18 protein-coding genes are annotated in these 17,904 nt (G+C 73.3%); 8 read left to right on the forward strand and 10 right to left on the reverse strand.

What is annotated here, in order from left to right; all coding sequences use genetic code 11:
• Positions 1-144: 144 nt before the first annotated feature.
• Genes ACWF9Z_RS07185 through pdhA form a run of 3 tightly spaced genes read right to left on the reverse strand, consistent with a single transcriptional unit; the run spans position 145 to position 3,718 of the window.
• On the reverse strand, positions 145-1,572 hold the full coding sequence (locus tag ACWF9Z_RS07185) for a dihydrolipoamide acetyltransferase family protein (RefSeq protein ID WP_453598364.1): 1,428 nt from the start codon (positions 1,570-1,572) through the stop codon (positions 145-147).
• The gene (locus ACWF9Z_RS07190; RefSeq protein ID WP_453598366.1) at positions 1,572-2,570 is read right to left on the reverse strand and encodes an alpha-ketoacid dehydrogenase subunit beta; all 999 of its coding nucleotides are present in this window, start codon (positions 2,568-2,570) and stop codon (positions 1,572-1,574) included. The genes ACWF9Z_RS07185 and ACWF9Z_RS07190 overlap by 1 nt, the downstream gene beginning before the upstream one ends.
• On the reverse strand, positions 2,567-3,718 hold the full coding sequence (pdhA, locus tag ACWF9Z_RS07195; RefSeq protein ID WP_453598368.1) for a pyruvate dehydrogenase (acetyl-transferring) E1 component subunit alpha: 1,152 nt from the start codon (positions 3,716-3,718) through the stop codon (positions 2,567-2,569). The genes ACWF9Z_RS07190 and pdhA overlap by 4 nt, the downstream gene beginning before the upstream one ends.
• Positions 3,719-3,896: 178 nt before the next feature.
• Here pdhA and ACWF9Z_RS07200 point away from each other — a divergent pair, with 178 nt between their 5' ends.
• Positions 3,897-4,502 (forward strand): Lrp/AsnC family transcriptional regulator, encoded by a 606-nt coding sequence (locus tag ACWF9Z_RS07200; protein WP_453598370.1) that lies wholly within the window; start codon positions 3,897-3,899, stop codon positions 4,500-4,502.
• A 9-nt stretch (positions 4,503-4,511) separates the two neighbouring features.
• Here ACWF9Z_RS07200 and ACWF9Z_RS07205 read toward each other — a convergent pair whose 3' ends face one another.
• Both ACWF9Z_RS07205 and ACWF9Z_RS07210 read right to left on the reverse strand, forming a co-directional pair.
• A complete protein-coding gene (locus tag ACWF9Z_RS07205) occupies positions 4,512-5,099 on the reverse strand; it encodes a TetR/AcrR family transcriptional regulator (RefSeq protein ID WP_356652730.1) in 588 nt (195 codons plus the stop codon).
• Positions 5,096-6,658: a 3-hydroxyacyl-CoA dehydrogenase gene (locus ACWF9Z_RS07210; RefSeq protein WP_453598373.1), complete on the reverse strand. Its 1,563-nt coding sequence runs from the start codon at positions 6,656-6,658 to the stop codon at positions 5,096-5,098. The genes ACWF9Z_RS07205 and ACWF9Z_RS07210 overlap by 4 nt, the downstream gene beginning before the upstream one ends.
• A 157-nt stretch (positions 6,659-6,815) precedes the next feature.
• Here ACWF9Z_RS07210 and paaN point away from each other — a divergent pair, with 157 nt between their 5' ends.
• Positions 6,816-8,498 (forward strand): phenylacetic acid degradation protein PaaN, encoded by a 1,683-nt coding sequence (gene paaN / locus ACWF9Z_RS07215; RefSeq protein WP_453598375.1) that lies wholly within the window; start codon positions 6,816-6,818, stop codon positions 8,496-8,498.
• Between the two features lie 4 nt (positions 8,499-8,502).
• Here paaN and ACWF9Z_RS07220 read toward each other — a convergent pair whose 3' ends face one another.
• From ACWF9Z_RS07220 to ACWF9Z_RS07230, 3 genes are read right to left on the reverse strand one after another with little or no spacing between them, the layout of a single operon-like run.
• Positions 8,503-9,309, reverse strand: coding sequence for a TrmH family RNA methyltransferase (locus tag ACWF9Z_RS07220; RefSeq protein WP_453598377.1), 807 nt, complete (start codon positions 9,307-9,309; stop codon positions 8,503-8,505).
• The gene (locus tag ACWF9Z_RS07225; protein ID WP_453598379.1) at positions 9,306-10,649 is read right to left on the reverse strand and encodes an HTTM domain-containing protein; all 1,344 of its coding nucleotides are present in this window, start codon (positions 10,647-10,649) and stop codon (positions 9,306-9,308) included. The genes ACWF9Z_RS07220 and ACWF9Z_RS07225 overlap by 4 nt, the downstream gene beginning before the upstream one ends.
• Entirely contained in the window at positions 10,634-11,332 is a 699-nt protein-coding gene (locus tag ACWF9Z_RS07230; protein WP_453598381.1) for a DUF5819 family protein, read from the reverse strand. The genes ACWF9Z_RS07225 and ACWF9Z_RS07230 overlap by 16 nt, the downstream gene beginning before the upstream one ends.
• Before the next feature lie 145 nt (positions 11,333-11,477).
• On the opposite strand from ACWF9Z_RS07230, the gene paaA reads away from it, so the two are divergent.
• The 6 genes from paaA (at position 11,478) to ACWF9Z_RS07260 (ending at position 16,388) form a co-directional block, all read left to right on the forward strand.
• Positions 11,478-12,503, forward strand: a complete 1,026-nt coding sequence (paaA, locus tag ACWF9Z_RS07235) for a 1,2-phenylacetyl-CoA epoxidase subunit PaaA (protein WP_453598384.1) — start codon at positions 11,478-11,480, stop codon at positions 12,501-12,503.
• Positions 12,500-12,784 carry a 1,2-phenylacetyl-CoA epoxidase subunit PaaB gene (gene paaB / locus ACWF9Z_RS07240; RefSeq protein ID WP_030153111.1) on the forward strand — a complete coding sequence of 95 codons (285 nt, stop codon included), beginning with the start codon at positions 12,500-12,502 and terminating at the stop codon, positions 12,782-12,784. Before paaA ends, paaB begins: the two co-directional genes overlap by 4 nt.
• The gene (gene paaC / locus ACWF9Z_RS07245; protein WP_453598387.1) at positions 12,781-13,506 is read left to right on the forward strand and encodes a 1,2-phenylacetyl-CoA epoxidase subunit PaaC; all 726 of its coding nucleotides are present in this window, start codon (positions 12,781-12,783) and stop codon (positions 13,504-13,506) included. The genes paaB and paaC overlap by 4 nt, the downstream gene beginning before the upstream one ends.
• Positions 13,500-14,003 carry a 1,2-phenylacetyl-CoA epoxidase subunit PaaD gene (gene paaD / locus ACWF9Z_RS07250; protein WP_453598389.1) on the forward strand — a complete coding sequence of 168 codons (504 nt, stop codon included), beginning with the start codon at positions 13,500-13,502 and terminating at the stop codon, positions 14,001-14,003. Before paaC ends, paaD begins: the two co-directional genes overlap by 7 nt.
• Positions 14,004-15,146, forward strand: coding sequence for a 2Fe-2S iron-sulfur cluster-binding protein (locus tag ACWF9Z_RS07255; protein WP_453598391.1), 1,143 nt, complete (start codon positions 14,004-14,006; stop codon positions 15,144-15,146).
• 99 nt (positions 15,147-15,245) lie between these two features.
• A complete protein-coding gene (locus ACWF9Z_RS07260; protein WP_453598393.1) occupies positions 15,246-16,388 on the forward strand; it encodes an acyl-CoA dehydrogenase family protein in 1,143 nt (380 codons plus the stop codon).
• A 27-nt stretch (positions 16,389-16,415) separates the two neighbouring features.
• Here the strand turns inward: ACWF9Z_RS07260 and ACWF9Z_RS07265 are convergent, their stop codons facing one another.
• Together ACWF9Z_RS07265 and ACWF9Z_RS07270 are read right to left on the reverse strand one after the other, a co-directional pair.
• Positions 16,416-16,760, reverse strand: a complete 345-nt coding sequence (locus tag ACWF9Z_RS07265) for a rhodanese-like domain-containing protein (protein ID WP_453598395.1) — start codon at positions 16,758-16,760, stop codon at positions 16,416-16,418.
• A gap of 94 nt (positions 16,761-16,854) precedes the next feature.
• Positions 16,855-17,688 carry a hypothetical protein gene (locus ACWF9Z_RS07270; protein ID WP_453598397.1) on the reverse strand — a complete coding sequence of 278 codons (834 nt, stop codon included), beginning with the start codon at positions 17,686-17,688 and terminating at the stop codon, positions 16,855-16,857.
• Between the last annotated feature and the right edge of the window lie 216 nt (positions 17,689-17,904).

Raw genomic sequence — 17,904 nt, forward strand, 5'->3', positions numbered from 1 at the left:
TTTCGCGCCCGCGTGGGGGCCGAGTGCGCCCTACACACTCTCACCCCCTGTCCCCCCGCCCCCGCCCCGCGCGCTGCGGCGGCCGCCCGGCGTCCGGGCGCCCGGTCCGCCGGCGGGACTGGTGTCAGCCCCGCCGGCGCCCGGCTACAGGGTGCGCAGCAGCACCGCCGGGGACTCGACGCAGTCGGCCACGTACCGCAGGAAGCCGCCCGCCGTGCCGCCGTCGCAGACGCGGTGGTCGAAGCTCAGGGACAGCTGCACGACCTTGCGGACCGCCAGCTCGCCCTCGTGCACCCACGGCTTCGGGATGATCCGGCCGACGCCGAGCATCGCCGCCTCCGGGTGGTTGATGATCGGCGTGGAGCCGTCCACCCCGAACACCCCGTAGTTGTTCAGGGTGAAGGTGCCCCCGGTGAGGTCCGCCGGGGCCAGCTTCCCCGTCCGGGCCAGCTCCGTGAGCCGGCCGAACTCCGCCGACAGCGACTCGGCGTCGCGCGCCTGCGCGTCGCGGACCACCGGGACCATCAGGCCGCGCTCCGTCTGCGCGGCGAAGCCGAGGTGCACGGCCGGGAGCCGGACGATCTCGTTCGCCGCCAGGTCGACGGTGGAGTTGAGCTCCGGGTACCGGGCCAGCGCCGCCGTGCAGATCCGGGCCAGCAGGGCGAGCACCGAGATCTTGGGACCGCCCACGGCGTTCATCGCCGCCCGCGCGGCCATCAGCTCGGTGGCATCGGCGTCCACCCAGCACGTGGCGTCCGGGATCTCGCGCCGGCTGCGCGACAGCTTGTCGGCGACCGCGCCCCGGACCCCCTTGAGCGGGATCCGCGTGGCGCCTTCCGCCGCGGTGGCCGTGACGGACGGGACGGCGGTGACGGCGGTGACGGCACCGGCCGTGACCCCGGCCCCGGTCTCGGGTCCGGCCGTCCGCTCGGCGGCGCGCAGCGCCACCTCCACGTCGGCGCGCAGGATCAGGCCCTGCGGGCCGGACCCGCGCAGCGCGCGCAGGTCCACTCCGTGGTCCCGGGCCAGCTTCCGCACCAGCGGCGAGATGACCGGCACGGGGCCCGCGAAGACCGTCGGCGCCGCAGCCGGAGCCGGAGCCACAGCCGGAGCCGGAGCCGCCGTCCGGGGGCGCGCGGCGGGCGCCGGGGCCGGGGCGGTGACGGCCGGTCCGGTGGCCTGACCGGCCGGGACGAGCCCCGGCGCGGCGGAGTCGGGTCGCACCCGCCTCCGACGCGCCGGACGCGAATGGTCCGTGCCGTAGCCGACCAGGACGTTGCCCGAGCCGGACGGAGTCTCCGCGGGCTCGTCCGCCGCCGTGGCCGCCGCGCCCACCGCCACGGTGATCAGCGGGGCGCCGACCGGCAGTTCGGTCCCTTCCTCGCCGAAGCGGGCGGTGACGACGCCTCCGTACGGGCAGGGCACCTCCACCATCGCCTTGGCCGTCTCGACCTCGACCACCGGCTGGTCGATGGCGACGACGTCGCCGACCGCCACCAGCCAGCGGACGATCTCCGCCTCGGTGAGACCCTCTCCGAGGTCGGGCAGCTTGAACTCCATGACCTGCGGCATCAGTTCTCCCACTGCAGGCGGGCCACGGTGTCCAGGATCCGGTCGACGCCGGGCAGGTGGTGCTTCTCCAGCATCGGCGGCGGGTACGGGATGTCGAGGCCGGTCACGCGCAGCACCGGCGCCTCCAGGTGGTGGAAGCACCGCTCCGTGACGCGAGCGGCGATCTCCGCGCCCGGTCCGCCGAAGCCGCCGGACTCGTGCACCACGACCGCGCGCCCGGTCCGGCGTACGGAGGCCACGACGGTCTCCTCGTCGAACGGGACCAGCGAGCGCAGGTCCACGACCTCCAGGTCCCAGCCCTCCTCGCGCGCGGCCTCGGCCGCCTCCAGGCACACGGGCAGCGAAGGCCCGTACGTGATCAGCGTCGCGCTCGTGCCGGTCCGCCGGACGACCGCCCTGCCGATCCGGGGCACCTCGGAGGGCGCGTCCGCGGACCATTCGGCCTTCGACCAGTACAGCCGCTTGGGCTCGAGGAAGATCACCGGGTCGTCGCTGGCAATCGACTCGCGCAGCAGCCCGTACGCGTCCTCGACCGTCGCCGGCGTCACGACGGTGAGCCCGGGGGTCGCCACGTAGTACGCCTCGGAGGAGTCGCTGTGGTGCTCCACCCCTCCGATCCCGCCGCCGTACGGCACCCGGATGGTGATCGGCAGCGGCATCGCCCCGCGGGTGCGGTTGCGCATCTTCGCCACGTGCGAGATCAGCTGCTCGAAGGCCGGGTAGGCGAACGCGTCGAACTGCATCTCCACGACCGGCCGCAGCCCGTACATGGCCATGCCCACCGCCGCGCCGAGGATTCCCGCCTCCGCGAGCGGGGTGTCCGCGCACCGGTCCTCGCCGAACTCCTTGGCCAGCCCGTCCGTGATGCGGAAGACCCCGCCGAGCGCGCCGACGTCCTCGCCCATGACGTGGACCGTCGGGTCCTCGGCCATCGCGTCGCGCATCGCCCTGTTCAGGGCCTGCGCCATGGTCGCCGGCTTCACCGCCACCGTGGTCATGACCCGTCCTCCGCTTCCGGTTCCGCAGCTTCCAGCTCGGCGCGCAGCATGGCCGCCTGTTCGCGGAGCAGGCCGGTCTGCTCCGCGTAGACGTTCTCGAAAAGGTCCATCGGGTCGAGCACGGGCTCCGCGTTCATCCCGTCCCGCAGCCGGGCCGCCATCGTCTCGGCCGCGTCCTTGGCGGCCTGGATGCCGGCCTCGTCGAGCAGCCCGCGCGCGGTCAGCTCGCGCTCGAGCAGCTGGATCGGGTCGTGCGCCTTCCAGGCCTCGACCTCGGCGTCCCCGCGGTAGCGGGTCGCGTCGTCGGCGTTGGTGTGGGCCTCGATCCGGTACGTGACGGCCTCGATCAGGGTCGGTCCGCCGCCGGAGCGGGCCCGCCGGACGGCCTCGGACAGCACCTCGTGCATGGCGGCGATGTCGTTGCCGTCGACGAGGCGGCCCGGCATCCCGTATCCCACGGCCTTGTGGGCCAGGGTGGGGGCGGCGGTCTGCTTGGCGAGCGGGACGGATATCGCGAACCCGTTGTTCTGGACGAGGAAGACCACCGGCGCCTGCCAGACGGCGGCGAAGTTCATGGCCTCGTGGAAATCGCCCTCGCTCGTGCCGCCGTCGCCGACCATGGCCAGGGCGACCACGTCGTCCCCGCGCAGCCGGGCGGCGTGCGCCAGGCCGACCGCGTGCGGCAGCTGGGTGGCGAGCGGGGTGCACAGGGGGGCTATCCGGTGCTCGCGCGGGTCGTACCCGGTGTGCCAGTCGCCCCGCAGGAGGGTCAGGGCCTCCACGGGATCGAGCCCGCGGGCCACGGCCGCCAGGGTGTCGCGGTAGCTCGGGAAGAGCCAGTCCTGCTCCTCCAGCACCAGCGCCGCCGCGATCTCGCAGGCTTCCTGGCCCACGGTGGACGGATATACGGCCAGTCGGCCCTGCCGGGTGAGGGCGGTGGCCTGGGCGTTGTAGCGGCGGCCGCGCACCAGCTCGGCGTAGCACCGGCGCATCAGCTCGGGGTCGAGCCGGTCGGCGGCCGGCGTGCCCAGCACCCGGTACGGCTCGGGGTCCGGGAGCAGCGGGGCGGCATCCGTACGGGGCCTCCAGGCGGGCGGCGGGGTGGAGCGGTGGGACGCACCGGCACCGGGCAGCTCTTGGACCGTCATGGCGGCGTACACCTCCTCGTGGGAAGCGGGCAACGAAGGCCCCGGGTGTGAGGCCCCTCACCTACCGATTGTTCGGTTGTCCGCGCAATTTGGCTACAGGCAGCCTCAGGCTGTGGACAAAGTGGCGGCGGGGCCCTGGGATGGGTGCAGGACGTCCAGGAGAGGCAGGCAGCGGACGATGGCGGATGAACAAATGGCCGGAGCGGGTTCCGGAGCGGCTCCCGGCCCGGGGGGCGCGTCCGGGGGCGCACTCGCGGGTCCCGGGGGCCCGGGCGGCGGCGCGGGGCCGTCCGGCCCGCCCAGCCCTCCGCGCCCCCTCGACTCCGTCGACCGGTCGATCGTGCGCCTGCTCCAGGCGGACGGCCGCGCGTCGATACGCTCCGTAGCCGAGCAGGTCCACGTCTCGCGGGCCAATGCCTACGCCCGCATCAACCGGCTCATCGACGACGGGGTGATCCGGGGCTTCACCGCCCGCGTCAACCACGAGCGCGCCGGGCAGGGCGCCTCGGCCTACATCACCCTGAAGATCGTCCAGAACTCCTGGCGCACGGTCCGCGAACAGCTCCGCGAGCTCCCGGGCGCGGCCCACATCGCCCTGGTCAGCGGCGATTTCGACGTCCTGCTGCTGGTCCACACCCCGGACAACCGCACCCTGCGGGAGCTGGTCCTGACCCGCCTCCAGTCCATCCCGGAGGTCCTCTCCACCCGCACGCTGCTGGTCTTCGAGGAAACGGATCTCCTGGCCCGCGACCCGTCCGCCGGCCCGACGATCTCGGAGGAGTAGGGAGACGGCCTAGCGCTGCGTGCGCAGCCCGTCCAGGGCCATGCTGACCACGGCGTCCGCCAGCTGGTCGGAGGTGGTGCCCGGGTGCGGGCGGTACCACTCGACCAGGGAGTTGACCATGCCGAAGAGGAGCCGGGTGGCGAGCCGGATGTCCACGTCCGCCCGCAGGTCCCCCTCGGCGGCCGCGGCCTTCAGCAGGTCCGCGACCTGGTGGTCGAACTCGCGGCGCCGCTCCAGCGCCCACCGCTCGGTGCGGGTGTTGCCCCGCACGCGCAGCAGCAGCGTCACGTAGGGGAGTTCCACCACGAGGACCTCGACCGTGCGGCGCGTGACGTACTCGACCCGCTCGACCGCGCGCCCCCGTACCGCCCCTGATTCCTCCAGCACCGCGAAGAGCCCGTCCAGCGCCCGGCTGACGGCACGGTGGAGGAGCTCCTCCTTGCCCGCGACGTGGTGGTAGATCGAGGACTTCGAGATGCCCGCGGCCTTGGAGAGGTGCTCCATCGAGGTGCCGTCGTAGCCGCGCTCGTTGAAGACCTGGACGGCGACGGAGAGCAGGGTCTCGGGCGTGTACGTGTCCCGCTTGGCCGTCGTCATTGCGTCTCCCCCGCCTGGTCGTCCTCGTACGCGGCGTCCCCGTCCGCGTCGTCCCCGGCCCCGTCGTCCCCCGCCGCGTAGCCCAGCTTGTACAGGGCCAGCGAGGGCGCGTACCGGCCGCCCGGACAGCGCTCGTCGAGGTGGTGCAGCAGGTCGTACGCCCAGTCGCGGCCGAGCCGGTCGTGCCATTCGGCGGGGCCGACGGGGTAGTTGACCCCGAGCCGCATCGCCGTGTCGATGTCCTCGGCGCCGGCCACCCCGCGCGCGACCGCGTCGGCGGTGAGGTCGATCAGCATCGCGACGGTCCGGGCGACGATCATGCCGGGCACGTCGCCGATGACGGAGACCTGCTTGCCCAGCTTCTGGAACAGCCCGATCGCCTCGGAGAGGGTCCGCTCGCTGGTGTCCTCGCTGACGGAGAGCGCGATCCGGGTGGCATCGCGGTAGTCGAAGGCGAGGTCGAAGTAGACGACGTCGGCGAACTCGATCGAGGTCTTGCCGTCGGCGAGCACGAGCTGTCCCTCGCCGGGGAGCTGGATGTACGGGCCCCCGTGCTCGGTGGCCGTGACCGCGATCCCCGCCTCCTCCAGGAGGTCGACGAGCGCGGCGGCGGGCCCCAGGTCCCCCACGACGCTCACCTTCGCGGGCGCGTCCTCGGGACCGGCGGTGTGCGGCGCCGGGGCCGTGTGGTCCGGGCCGTACGGGTACCAGCCGTGCCCGGACTTGCGGCCGAGACGGCCCGACTGGACCAGCCGGCGCTGCGCGAGGGAGGGGGTGAACTTGGGGCTGCGGAAGAAGGACTCCCACACGGAGCGGGTGACGGCCTCGTTGACGTCCTGGCCGATCAGGTCGGTCAGCGCGAAGGGGCCCATCTTGAAGCCGCCGCTCTCGCGGAGCACGGCGTCGATGGTGGCCGGGTCGGCGCCCTGCTCCTCGTACACCGCGAAGGCCTCGGCGTAGAAGGGGCGGGCGATCCGGTTGACGATGAAGCCCGGGGTGTCGGCGCAGCGCACCGGCGTCTTCCCCCAGCCGAGGACCGTGCGGTACGCGCGGTCGGCGGCGGCCGGATCGGTCGCGAACCCGGACACCACCTCGACCAGCGGGAGCAGCGGCGCCGGGTTGAAGAAGTGCAGGCCGAGGAAGCGTCCGGGGTGCGCGAGGCCGGCCGCGAGCTCGGTGACGGAGAGGGAGGAGGTGTTGGTGGCCAGGAGGGCGTCCGGCGCGACCACCTCTTCGAGGGCCGCGAACAGCGCGCGCTTGACGGCGACGTCCTCGACCACCGCCTCGACGACGAGGGCCGCGCCGGCGAGGTCCGCGAGTCCGCCCGCCGCATCGATCCGGCCGATCGCGTCCTCGGCTTCGGCGCGATCCAGCCTGCCCTTGGCGGCCATCCGCTCGACGCGGTCCTGCACGAAACCGACCGCGTCGGCGGCGAGGGCGGCGGCGATGTCGTAGATCAGCACGCGGTGACCTGCGAGAAGGGCGACCTGGGCGATGCCCTGACCCATGGTGCCGGCGCCGACGACCGCCACTGTGCGGGACCGCTCGATTGCTGTCATGACCCGATCCTCCCGCACCGACTTGTCCACAGGTCCGCCGGGCCCTCTTGTCCCGACCGATCGTTCGGTTACTCTAACTCCAGTCTGCTCTTCTTCATCCCTTCTTGCCCGACCCGATCGCCTGATCCCGCCCGGCTCAACGAGGAGTTGGTCCCTGATGGCCGCCGAGCTCACCGTCCCCCAGCTGTCCGCCAAGCACCGGCCCACCCTGGACCAGGCCCTGGCCACGATCCGCACCCGTGCCTACTGGTCCCCGCATCCCGAGCACCCCAAGGCGTACGGCGAGACCGCGCCGGCCGACGGCCTCGCCGCCTTCGAGGCGCTGCGCGGCACCCGGCTCGACCTCGGGCAGCCCGGCACCGACGGCTGGACGGGCGCCGAGACCTCCCCGTACGGCGTACAGCTCGGCGTCGAGTACCCGCATGTGGACCCGGACGTCCTGCTGCCCGCGATGCGGGCCGGCATGGGCGCCTGGCGCGACGCCGGGCCCGAGGCCCGCGCCGTGGTCTGCATCGAGATCCTCGCCCGGATCTCCGCGCGGACGCACGAGTTCGCGCACGCGGTGATGCACACCAGCGGCCAGGCCTTCATGATGGCGTTCCAGGCGGGCGGCCCGCACGCACAGGACCGCGGCCTGGAGGCGGTGGCCTACGCGTACGAGGAGCAGACCCGGGTCCCGGGGCAGGCCGACTGGTCGAAGCCGCAGGGCAAGAAGGACCCGCTGGAACTCGGCAAGACCTTCACCGCCGTCCCCCGGGGCATCTCCCTGATGATCGGCTGCAACACCTTCCCCACCTGGAACGGGTACCCGGGCATCTTCGCCTCCCTCGCCACGGGCAACCCGGTCCTGGTCAAGCCGCACCCGCGCGCCGTGCTGCCGCTGGCGCTGACCGTCCAGGTCGCCCGCGAGGTCCTGGCGCAGTACGGCTTCGACCCGAACCTGGTGGCGCTGGCCGTCGAGCGGCCGGGCGAGGGCATCGCCAAGGAGCTCGCCGTCCGCCCCGAGATCAAGGTGATCGACTACACCGGGTCCACGGAGTTCGGCGAGTGGCTGGAGACCCACGCCCGCCAGGCGCAGGTCTACACGGAGAAGGCCGGCGTCAACACCGTCGTCCTCGACTCCACCGACAACTACAAGGGCATGCTGTCCAACCTGGCCTTCTCGCTGTCCCTGTACAGCGGCCAGATGTGCACCACCCCGCAGAACCTGCTCATCCCCCGCGACGGCATCGAGACGGACGCGGGCCACAAGTCGTACGACGAGGTCGTCGGCGACCTCGCGGGCGCGGTCGGCGGCCTGCTCGGCGACGACGCGCGGGCCAACGCCCTGCTCGGCGCGCTGGTCAACCCCGACGTCAAGTCCCGTCTGGAGGCCGCGGCCGGGCTCGGCGAAGTCGCGCTGGCCTCGCGGGAAGTACCGAACCCGGACTTCCCCGACGCGGTGGTCCGCACGCCGGTGATGGTGAAGCTGGACGCCTCCAAGTCCGACGACACCGCCCCGTACCTCTCGGAGTGCTTCGGCCCGGTCTCCTTCGCGGTGGCGGTCGACTCCACGGCGGGCGCGCTCGACCTGCTGCGGCGCACGGTCCGCGAGAAGGGCGCGATGACGGTCGGGGCGTACACCACGTCCGCGGACACCGAGCGGGCCATCGAGGAGGTCTGCCTCGAGGAGTCGGCGCAGCTCTCGCTGAACCTCACGGGCGGGGTCTACGTCAACCAGACCGCGGCCTTCTCGGACTTCCACGGTTCGGGCGGCAACCCGGCGGCCAACGCGGCGCTGTGCGACGGGGCCTTCGTGTCCAACCGCTTCCGCGTGGTGGAGGTCCGCCGCCAGGGCTGAGCCGCTAGGCGCTCTCCCCCGTGCTCTCCCCGGCCGGCCCGTCCGCCGGCCGGGGACCGCCCCAGTGGAAGAGGGTCATGGCCACGCTGGTCGCCAGGTTGTAGCTGGACACCTGCGGGCGCATCGGCAGGGACACCAGATGGTCGGCCCGGGCCCGCAGTTCGGGAGAGATCCCGTGCCGTTCGGAGCCGAAGGCGAGCAGGGCATCGTCAGGGAGGGTGAGGGCGCGGATGTCCTCGCCCTCCGGGTCGAGCACGTACAGCGGGCCGGGCGGCAGCGCGGCGAGATCCACCCGGGCGACGGTGGTGGCGTAGTGAAGCCCCGCTCCGGCGCGGACCACGTGGGGGTGCCAGGGGTCGAGATCACCCCGGGTGATCACGCCGGTGGCCCCGAAACCGGCGGCGAGGCGGACCACCGCTCCGACGTTGCCGAGGTTGCGCGGGTTGTCGAGCACCACGACCGGGGCCGGCCTGGGCATCGCGTCGAGCCGTGCCCGCCCCTCGGCCGGGTCGGGCCGGACCGCGAGCGCCGCCACCCCGGTGGGGTGCACCCGCCCCGGGGCCAGCAGCTCCTTGAGCGGAGCCCGCCGTACCAGCCGGGCCACTTCCGCCTCGACGTCCGCGGCCAGCTCGCGCGCGAGGCGCCGTACCGCCTCGGGATCGTCGGCGACGACGATCCGGACGTCCGCCCCGAAGCGCAGGGCGTGCTTCAGCGCGTGGAATCCGTCGAGGAGCACGAGGTCCTCCCGCGCCACGGCCTCCCGCCACTGCCGTTCGGTGCCGCCGTCGGGGCTCTCGTGCTGCTCGCTCATACCGCCGAGCCTACGGTCCCCTGCTCCGGCTCCGGATCCGGCTCCCGGTCCGCCTCGGGGAGCGCGGCGCGGCCGCGACCGCGACCGCGACCGCCCGGCCGCAGCGCCGCGGCCCGCGCACCGAGCCAGACGAGGAACACCGTCGGCAGGAACACCGCGTCGGCGGCGATCATCGCCAGCGAGAAGAACGGCAGACCCAGCAGCACGGCGATCCCCGCGTGCTCCATCATCATCAGCACCAGCAGGACGTTCTTGATCCGCCGGTTGAACAGGGTGAACGGGAACGCCACCTGGACCGCGACCGTCCCGTACGACAGCAGCATCACCAGCGTGCCGCTGCTCGCGAGGAGGGCCGACACCCCGGGCCAGGGGGTGAAGTAGTCCAGGCCCAGCGGGTAGTACAGCGCGGTCCCGTCCTGCCAGCGCGAGCCCTGGATCTTGTACCAGCCCGCCGTCGCGTAGATCAGGCAGACCTCCGCCATGATCACCAGCATTCCGGCGTTGTGCAGCAGGTTCGCCAGGACGTCGAGGACCGCCCGCCCCTCCCCCTCGGGCTCGTACCGGTCGACCGTCCACCACAGCGCGGCGACCACCCACAGCGCGGCGAAGGCCACCAGCCAGCCGGTACCGAACCCCCCGGTCACCGCCCCGTACGCGCCCACGCCGCCGAGCACGGCCCACAGCGCCGGCCCGGCCCGCCCGGCCGAGGCCGTGCCGAGGCGGCGGGCACGGCGGGCGTCGAGCGACCACACCCGCGCGCAGCGGGTGAGCACGAGGTAGATCGCCATCAGGTGGATGACGTTGTCCCCTCCGTCGCCCATGAAGACGCTGCGGTTCTGCAGCGAGAGCACGCCGACCATGAACACCACGGCCGTGGCCCGGGTGCGCCAGCCCAGCAGCAGCAGCGCGCTCGACAGCACGCAGAGCACGTAGACGATCTCGAACCAGAGCGCCGAGTCGGACCACATCAGCACCGTGAAGGCGTGGTTCGAAGCGATCAGCTGCTTCGCCAGGTCCCAGCTCCAGGGCCCTTGCGGCCCGTACAGCTCGTGCCGGTGGGGGAACTCGCGCAGCAGGAAGAACAGCCAGGTGCCGGCGAAGCCGATGCGGACCACGGCGCTCTGGTAGGTGCCCAGGGCCCGCCCGGTGACCGCGGCCAGCGCCGGGGCGGCCGCGGCCCGTAGCCGTGCGGCCAGGGTGCTCACTGTCCCGGCGCCCGCCGTCCCGGTGCCGGCGGTCCCGGTGCCGGCGGTCCCGGTGCCGGCCGTCCCGGTGCCCACCGTCCCGGTGTCCGCGGCCCCCGCCGTCCCGTCCGCGGGCGGCCTCACACCGTCCACCACGGCAGCTCCCGGTAGTAGGTCTGGGTGTCGGTCTTCTCGTCGGACCACTTGGGCGCGGCGACGGCCGTCGTCGCCCCGCGCAGCTGGATCCGTACGATCCGGCCGTCGGCGAGGTGCGCGCCCTTGCCCACGGCCGTGTCCGCGTCCGTCCGGACCTTCAGCCGGTCCAGCGCGATCCGCCGCAGGTACTGCTCGGCGAGCTCGCCGCGTTCGCCGGTCGTCCTGTTGTCCTCGTCGTGGGAACCGGTGAAGAAGTCCCAGGCCCGCCGGAGCTCGTTCTGCTCGGTGTGGCTCGGCAGCAGGCTGTGCCTGATGGCCGCGCCGTCCTCGGCGGACAGGTCGCGCCAGTTGCCGGTCACCAGCACGCCGTCGGCCGTGCGGGCCTCGACCCGCACCTCGATCGCGATGTTCTGCTGCAGCGGGTTGGGCGCGAAGAGCTTCCAGTTCTGTTCGAACTCGGGATAGATCCAGGTGTCGATCGTCCGCGCGTGCTGCTTGCTCACCGTGTTGGAGGGGGCCACGTGCAGGAAGACGAGCGCGAGGTGCCCGCAGGCTCCGATGGCCACCGCGCCCAGGACCAGGGCCGTCAGGACCCGGTAGGGGGTGGAGAGACCCGCGATTCCGAGGGCCCGCGGCGGGGGCGGAGCGTCCCCTTCCGGGGGCTCGTGCGCGTTCGAATCCATCCCGCCCCGATCATCCGGCGTCCACAGGGTTGACCACAGAGGTTGACACCCTACGGGCCGTCGTCCCACCATTGAAGAGTAGGAACCGAACGATCGGTCGGTCGGGCGGAACGAAGCGGCAAAGACTCTCCGGCAGGAGGCCGTGATGGTGGCAGTGACCCCGGAAACGGGGCAGGAAGCGGGCATCGGCGTGACGGACGATCTCAGCGCACAGCTGGCGGCGGCCTTCGACGCGGCCGTCGCGGCGGACGAGCGCGTGGAACCGCGCGACTGGATGCCGGACGAATACCGCGCTTCCCTGGTCCGCCAGATGGCACAGCACGCCCACTCCGAGATCATCGGCATGCAGCCCGAGGCCAACTGGATCACCCGCGCGCCCTCCTTGCGCCGCAAGGCGATCCTGATGGCGAAGGTCCAGGACGAGGCCGGCCACGGCCTGTACCTGTACAGCGCCGCCGAGACCCTGGGCACCAGCCGCGACGAGCTGCTCGACAAGCTCCACGCGGGGAAGCAGAAGTACTCCTCGATCTTCAACTACCCCACGCTGACCTGGGCGGACGTCGGCGCGATCGGCTGGCTCGTGGACGGCGCGGCGATCACCAACCAGGTCCCGATCTGCCGCTGCTCCTACGGGCCGTACGCGCGTGCCATGGTCCGGATCTGCAAGGAGGAGTCCTTCCACCAGCGCCAGGGGTACGAGCTGCTCCTCGCGCTCTCGCAGGGCACCGAGGCACAGCACGCGATGGCGCAGGACGCGGTCGACCGGTGGTGGTGGCCTTCGCTGATGATGTTCGGCCCGCCGGACGCGGAGTCGGGGCACTCGGCGCAGTCGATGGCCTGGCGGATCAAGCGCCACTCCAACGACGAGCTGCGCCAGCGCTTCGTGGACATCGCCGTACCGCAGGCCGAGTCGCTGGGCCTGACCCTGCCCGACCCGGACCTGAAGTGGAACGAGGAGCGCGGGCACCACGACTTCGGCGCGATCGACTGGGCCGAGTTCTGGGACGTGCTCAAGGGCAACGGCCCGTGCAACGAGGAGCGGATCGGACAGCGCCGCGCGGCGCACGAGGAAGGCGCCTGGGTCCGCGAAGCGGCCGCGGCGTACGCGGAGAAATCTGCCGCACGCAAGGAACAGCAAGAGGCGGCAATGGAAAGCGAGGCACGGGTATGACGCAGAACTGGCCCCTGTGGGAGGTGTTCGTCCGCTCGCGGCGCGGCCTCTCGCACACGCACGCGGGCAGCCTGCACGCTCCCGACGCGGAGATGGCTCTGCGCAACGCCCGCGATCTCTACACCCGTCGCGGGGAAGGCATCTCGATCTGGGTCGTGCCCTCCACGGAGATCACCGCCTCCTCCCCCGACGAGCGGGACCCGTTCTTCGCCCCGTCGGCCGACAAGCCGTACCGCCACCCGACCTTCTACGAGATCCCCGAGGGGGTGAACCACCTGTGACCAGCACCGACGTGGTGAATGCCGCCACCCTGCCGCTCGGCGACGACGCGCTGATCCTCTCCCACCGCCTCGGCGAATGGGCAGGACACGCCCCCGTCCTGGAGGAGGAGGTCGCCCTCGCCAACATCGCCCTCGACCTGCTCGGCCAGGCCCGTGTCCTGCTGTCGATGGCCGGCGACGAGGACGAGCTGGCCTTCCTGCGCGAGGAGCGGTCCTTCCGCAACCTCCAGCTGGTCGAGCAGCCGAACGGCGATTTCGCCCACACCATCGCGCGCCAGCTCTACTTCTCGTTCTACCAGCACGAGCTGTACACGAGCCTCGCGCTCGGCGAGGGCCCGTTCGGGCCCCTCGCGGCCAAGGCCGTCAAGGAGACCGCCTACCACCGCGACCACGCCGAGCAGTGGACGCTGCGGCTCGGGGACGGCACCGAGGAGAGCCGCGCGCGGATGCGGGCCGGCCTGGACGGGCTGTGGAAGTACACCGGGGAGATGTTCCAGCCGGTGGACGGGCTCGAGGACCTCGACTGGGCCGCCCTGGAAGGCCGCTGGCTGGCCTCCCTCGAGGAGGTCCTGGGACGGGCGGGGCTGGCGATGCCGCAGGGGCCGCGCAGCGGTGCCTGGGCCGCCGGGGCCGGACGTCAGGGACTGCACACCGAGTCGTTCGGCCGGCTGCTCGCCGAGATGCAGCACCTGCACCGCAGCCATCCGGGTGCCTCGTGGTGACCGGGACCGAGCAGACCCGGCTGGAGGTGGAGCTGGCCGAGCTGGCGGGCTCCGTCCCCGACCCCGAGCTGCCCGTGATCACCCTCACCGAGCTCGGTGTCATGCGCGGGGTCCGGATGCACGAGGACGGCCACGTCGAGGTCACCCTCACGCCCACGTACACGGGGTGCCCGGCCATCGAGGCCATGTCCGCCGACATCGAGCGGGTCCTGAACGGCCACGGCATACCCGACGTCAGGGTGCGGACCGTTCTCGCCCCCGCCTGGTCCACCGACGACATCAGCGCCGAAGGCCGCCGCAAGCTGGCCGAGTTCGGCATAGCCCCGCCGCGGCCGCACGCCGCCGGCGGGCCGGTCCCGCTCACCCTGTCGGTCCGCTGCCCTCACTGCGGATCGACCGACACCGAACTGCTCAGCCGGTTCTCCTCGACGGCCTGCAAGGCGCTGCGCCGCTGCGCCGCCTGCCGTGAACCGTTCGACCACTTCAAGGAGCTGTAGATGGCCGTGTTCCCGCCGGCGACCGCCCCGGGGTCCGCGAGCCCGACGCGCCCCGCGCGCCACGGCGCCTTCCACACCCTGCCGGTGGCGGCGGTCGACCGGCTCACCGAGGACTCCGTCGCGCTGACCCTGGCCGTGCCGCCGGAGCTGCGCGCCGCGTACATGCACGCCCCCGGCCAGCACCTCACCCTGCGGCGGAGCACCCCCGAGGGCGGCGAAGTCCGGCGCACGTACTCGATCTGCTCCCCCGCCCCGGCGGCCGGCGGGCCCGGCCCCGCGACCCTGCGGGTCGGGGTGCGGCTGGTGGAGGGCGGGGAGTTCTCCTCGTTCGCGCACAAGGAGATCGCCGCCGGGGACGTCCTCGACGTGATGGTCCCGGCCGGCCGGTTCGTCCTGGACCCGGCCGCGGCGCCGCCCGCCGCGCACTACGCCGCGATCGTCGGAGGCAGCGGCATCACCCCCGTGCTGTCCATCGCGGCCACGCTGCTCGCGGCGCGGCCCGATGCCCGGTTCTGCCTGGTGCGCAGCGACCGCAGCGCGGCCTCGACGATGTTCCTGGAGGAGGTCGCCGACCTCAAGGACCGCTATCCCGACCGGTTCCAGCTGGTCACTGTCCTGTCCCGCGAGGAGCAGGAGGCCGGGCTGCCCTCGGGTCGGCTCGGCGAGGAGCGGCTGACGGCGCTGCTGCCCGCTCTGCTGCCGGTCACCGAGGTGACGGGCTGGTTCCTGTGCGGGCCGTACGGGCTGGTCACGGGCGCCGAGCAGGCGCTGGGCGCGCTCGGGGTGCTGCGGACCCGCGTCCACGAGGAGGTCTTCCACGTCGAGGACACGGCCCCGCCGACGCCCGCCCCCTCGGCCGCCGCCACCCACGCCCGGGTCACGGCGCGGCTCGACGGCCGCTCGGGCACCTGGCCCGTCGGGGAGGGCGAGTCCCTGCTCGACGCGGTGCTGCGGGCCCGCGCGGACGCCCCGTACGCCTGCAAGGGCGGGGTGTGCGGCACCTGCCGGGCGTTCCTGGTGACCGGTGAGGTGCGGATGGAGCGGAACTTCGCGCTGGAGGAGGCGGAGACGGAAGCCGGCTTCGTGCTGGCCTGCCAGTCGCATCCGGTGTCGGAGGAAGTGGAGATCGACTTCGACCGCTGAGCGGCCGTCCCCCGCCATCCCCTGTCAAATTTCCAGAACGTGTTCTATCTTGACGCACCGTCAGGCAGAGCACGATCCGGGCACGCGGGAGGACAGGCAGTGGACTTCACCTTCACCGAGGAGCAGCAGGCCGCCGTCGAGGCGGCCAAGGCCGTGTTCGCGGACGTCGCCCCCGACAGCGTGCCCAGCCCCGCGCTCACCCCGCGGGCCGTGGCCGAGGAGTTCGACCGCGGACTGTGGGCCAAGCTCGCCGACTCCGATCTGCTGAGCCTGGTCCTCGCCGAGGAGTACGACGGGGCCGGGCTCGACACCATCGCCCTGTGCCTCGTACTGCGGGAGGCCGCGAGGGTCCTGGCCCGGGTGCCGCTGCTGGAGCACTGCGCCACCGCCATGGCCGTCCAGGCCCACGGCAGCCCCGAGCTGGCCGGGGCCCTGCTGCGCGACGCCGGGCGCGGCAGCCTCGTCCTCACCGCCGCCGCGCACGGCCGCAGCGGCCACGACCCGGCAGAGCTGGCCGTCACCGCCCGCCGCGACGGCGACGCCTGGATCCTGGAGGGGCTCCAGACGGCCGTCGCGTGGGCGCACAACGCCGACTGGATCGCCGTCCCGGCCCACACCGGGGAGGGCGAGGCGGTCCTGGCCCTCGTCCCGAGCGGAGCCGAGGGCCTGTCCCTCGCGGCGCAGTACTCCACCACCGGGGAGCGGCTCGGCGAGCTCACCCTGGAGGGCGTGCGGATCCCGGCCGCGCACCTCATCGAGGCACCCGGCGCCTGGGACCACCTGCGCCGGCTCCTCGCCACCGGGACCTGCGCGCTCGCACTCGGCCTCGGCGAAAACGTGCTCGCCATGACCAGCCGGTACACGAGCAAGCGCGAGCAGTTCGGCTTCCCCGTGGCCAGCTTCCAGGCGGTCGCCGTCCAGGCCGCCGACCGCTACATCGACCTGCGCGCCATGGAAGTCACCCTCTGGCAGGCCGCCTGGCGGCTCGACGCCTCGACGGGCGGAGCCGGCGGGCCGCTGCCCAGCGCGGGCGACGTGGCCGTGGCCAAGATCTGGGCCTCCGAGGGCGTACGGCGCGTCGTGCAGACCGCACAGCACCTGCACGGCGGCTTCGGCGCCGACACCGACTACCCGCTGCACCGCTACCACGCCTGGGCCAAGCAGCTGGAGCTCCAGCTCGGCCCGGCCGCCGTGCACGAGGAGGCCCTGGGCGACCTGCTGGCCGCCCACCCGCTCGGCTAGAGGGCTGGACGGCCCGGGCGGCGCCCGTCAGACCACGAAGCCCGGGGAGCCCGCGTCGGTGACGACCGGGCGGCCCGCGGCCTCCCAGTCCTGCATGCCGCCGTCCACGTTCACGGCGTCGATGTCCTGGCCGCGCAGGTACTGGGCGACCTGGGCGGAGCGGCCGCCGACCCGGCACATCACGTAGACCGGACGGTCGTCCTCGATCTTCTCGGTCAGCTCACCGATGCGCGCCACGAACTCGCTCATCGGGATGTGCAGCGCACCCTCGGCGTGGCCGGCCGCCCATTCGTCGTTCTCGCGAACGTCGAGGACAAAGGCCTCGGAGGGAAGCGCGGAGGCGGCCACCGAGGGAAGCGGTCCGGAGTTCATAGCTGTCGCCTTCTCTTGTCACGGATAGGTGAGTCAACCTATCCGACGGGCTTTCCCGGGGCGTCGCTCCCCGGGCGTCGCTCCCCGGGCGTCCTCACGCGGTGCGCAGCTCCGCCAGTTCCGCCTCGCGCTTCGCGACATCGCCGAGCAGCTGCTCGGCGATCTCCTCCAGCAGGCGGTCCGGGTCCTCGGGGGCCATCCGCAGCATCGATCCGATCGCGCTGTCCTCCAGCTCCCGGGCCACGACCGACAGGAGTTCCTTGCGCCGCGAGAGCCACTCCAGCCGCTCGTAGAGCTCCTCGCTCTCGCTCAGCCGCGCGGCGGCCGGCGCCGGACCGGCCGCCCACTCCTGAGCCAGCTCGCGCAGCAGCTGCTCCTCGCCCCGCCCGTACGCGGCGTTGACCCGCACGATGAACTCCTCGCGCCGCTCCCGCTCGGCCTCGTCCTGGGCCAGGTCCGGATGCGCCTGGCGCACCAGCTCGCGGTACAGGCGGCGTACCTCCTCCGTGGGGCGCACCCGCTCCGGAGGCCGCACGGCGCGGTCGGTGAGCATCGCGGAGGCGTCGTCGGACATCCCGTCCGAGTCCAGCCAGTCGTGGAACAGCTCGTCCACCCCGGGCATGGGCATCACCAGGGAACGGGCCTCGCGCGCACGGCGAAGGTCCTCCGGGTCCCCGCTGCGCGCCGCCTTCGCCTCGGCGATGAGCGCGTCCAGCTCGTCGAGCCGGGAGTACATCGGGCCGAGTTTCTGGTGGTGGAGGCGGGAGAAGTTCTCCACCTCCACACGGAAGGTCTCCACGGCGATCTCGAACTCGATCAACGCCTGCTCGGCGGCCCGGACGGCGCGCTCCAGGCGCGCCTCGGGCCGCTCGTCGGCGGAGGGGGCGGAGCCGGGCTCGGGCGCTTCGGGAACTGTCTGCTCGCTCACCCGGCCAGCCTAAGGCCCGACCGGCCGGGTGTTTCACGTGAAACATCGCCCGGTTCCCGGCCCGGTCGCCCGACCCGTTCCCGGCCCGGTGCCCCGGGGGGGGGGGGGGGGGGGTGACCCCCCCCCCCCCCCCCCCCCCCGGCCCCCGCCCGCCCCCCCCCGCCGCCCCCCCCCCCCGCCGCGCGGCCCCCCCCCACACCCCCGCCACCGCCCGCG

The sequence above is a fragment of the Streptomyces sp. NPDC054961 genome, assembly GCF_053609145.1.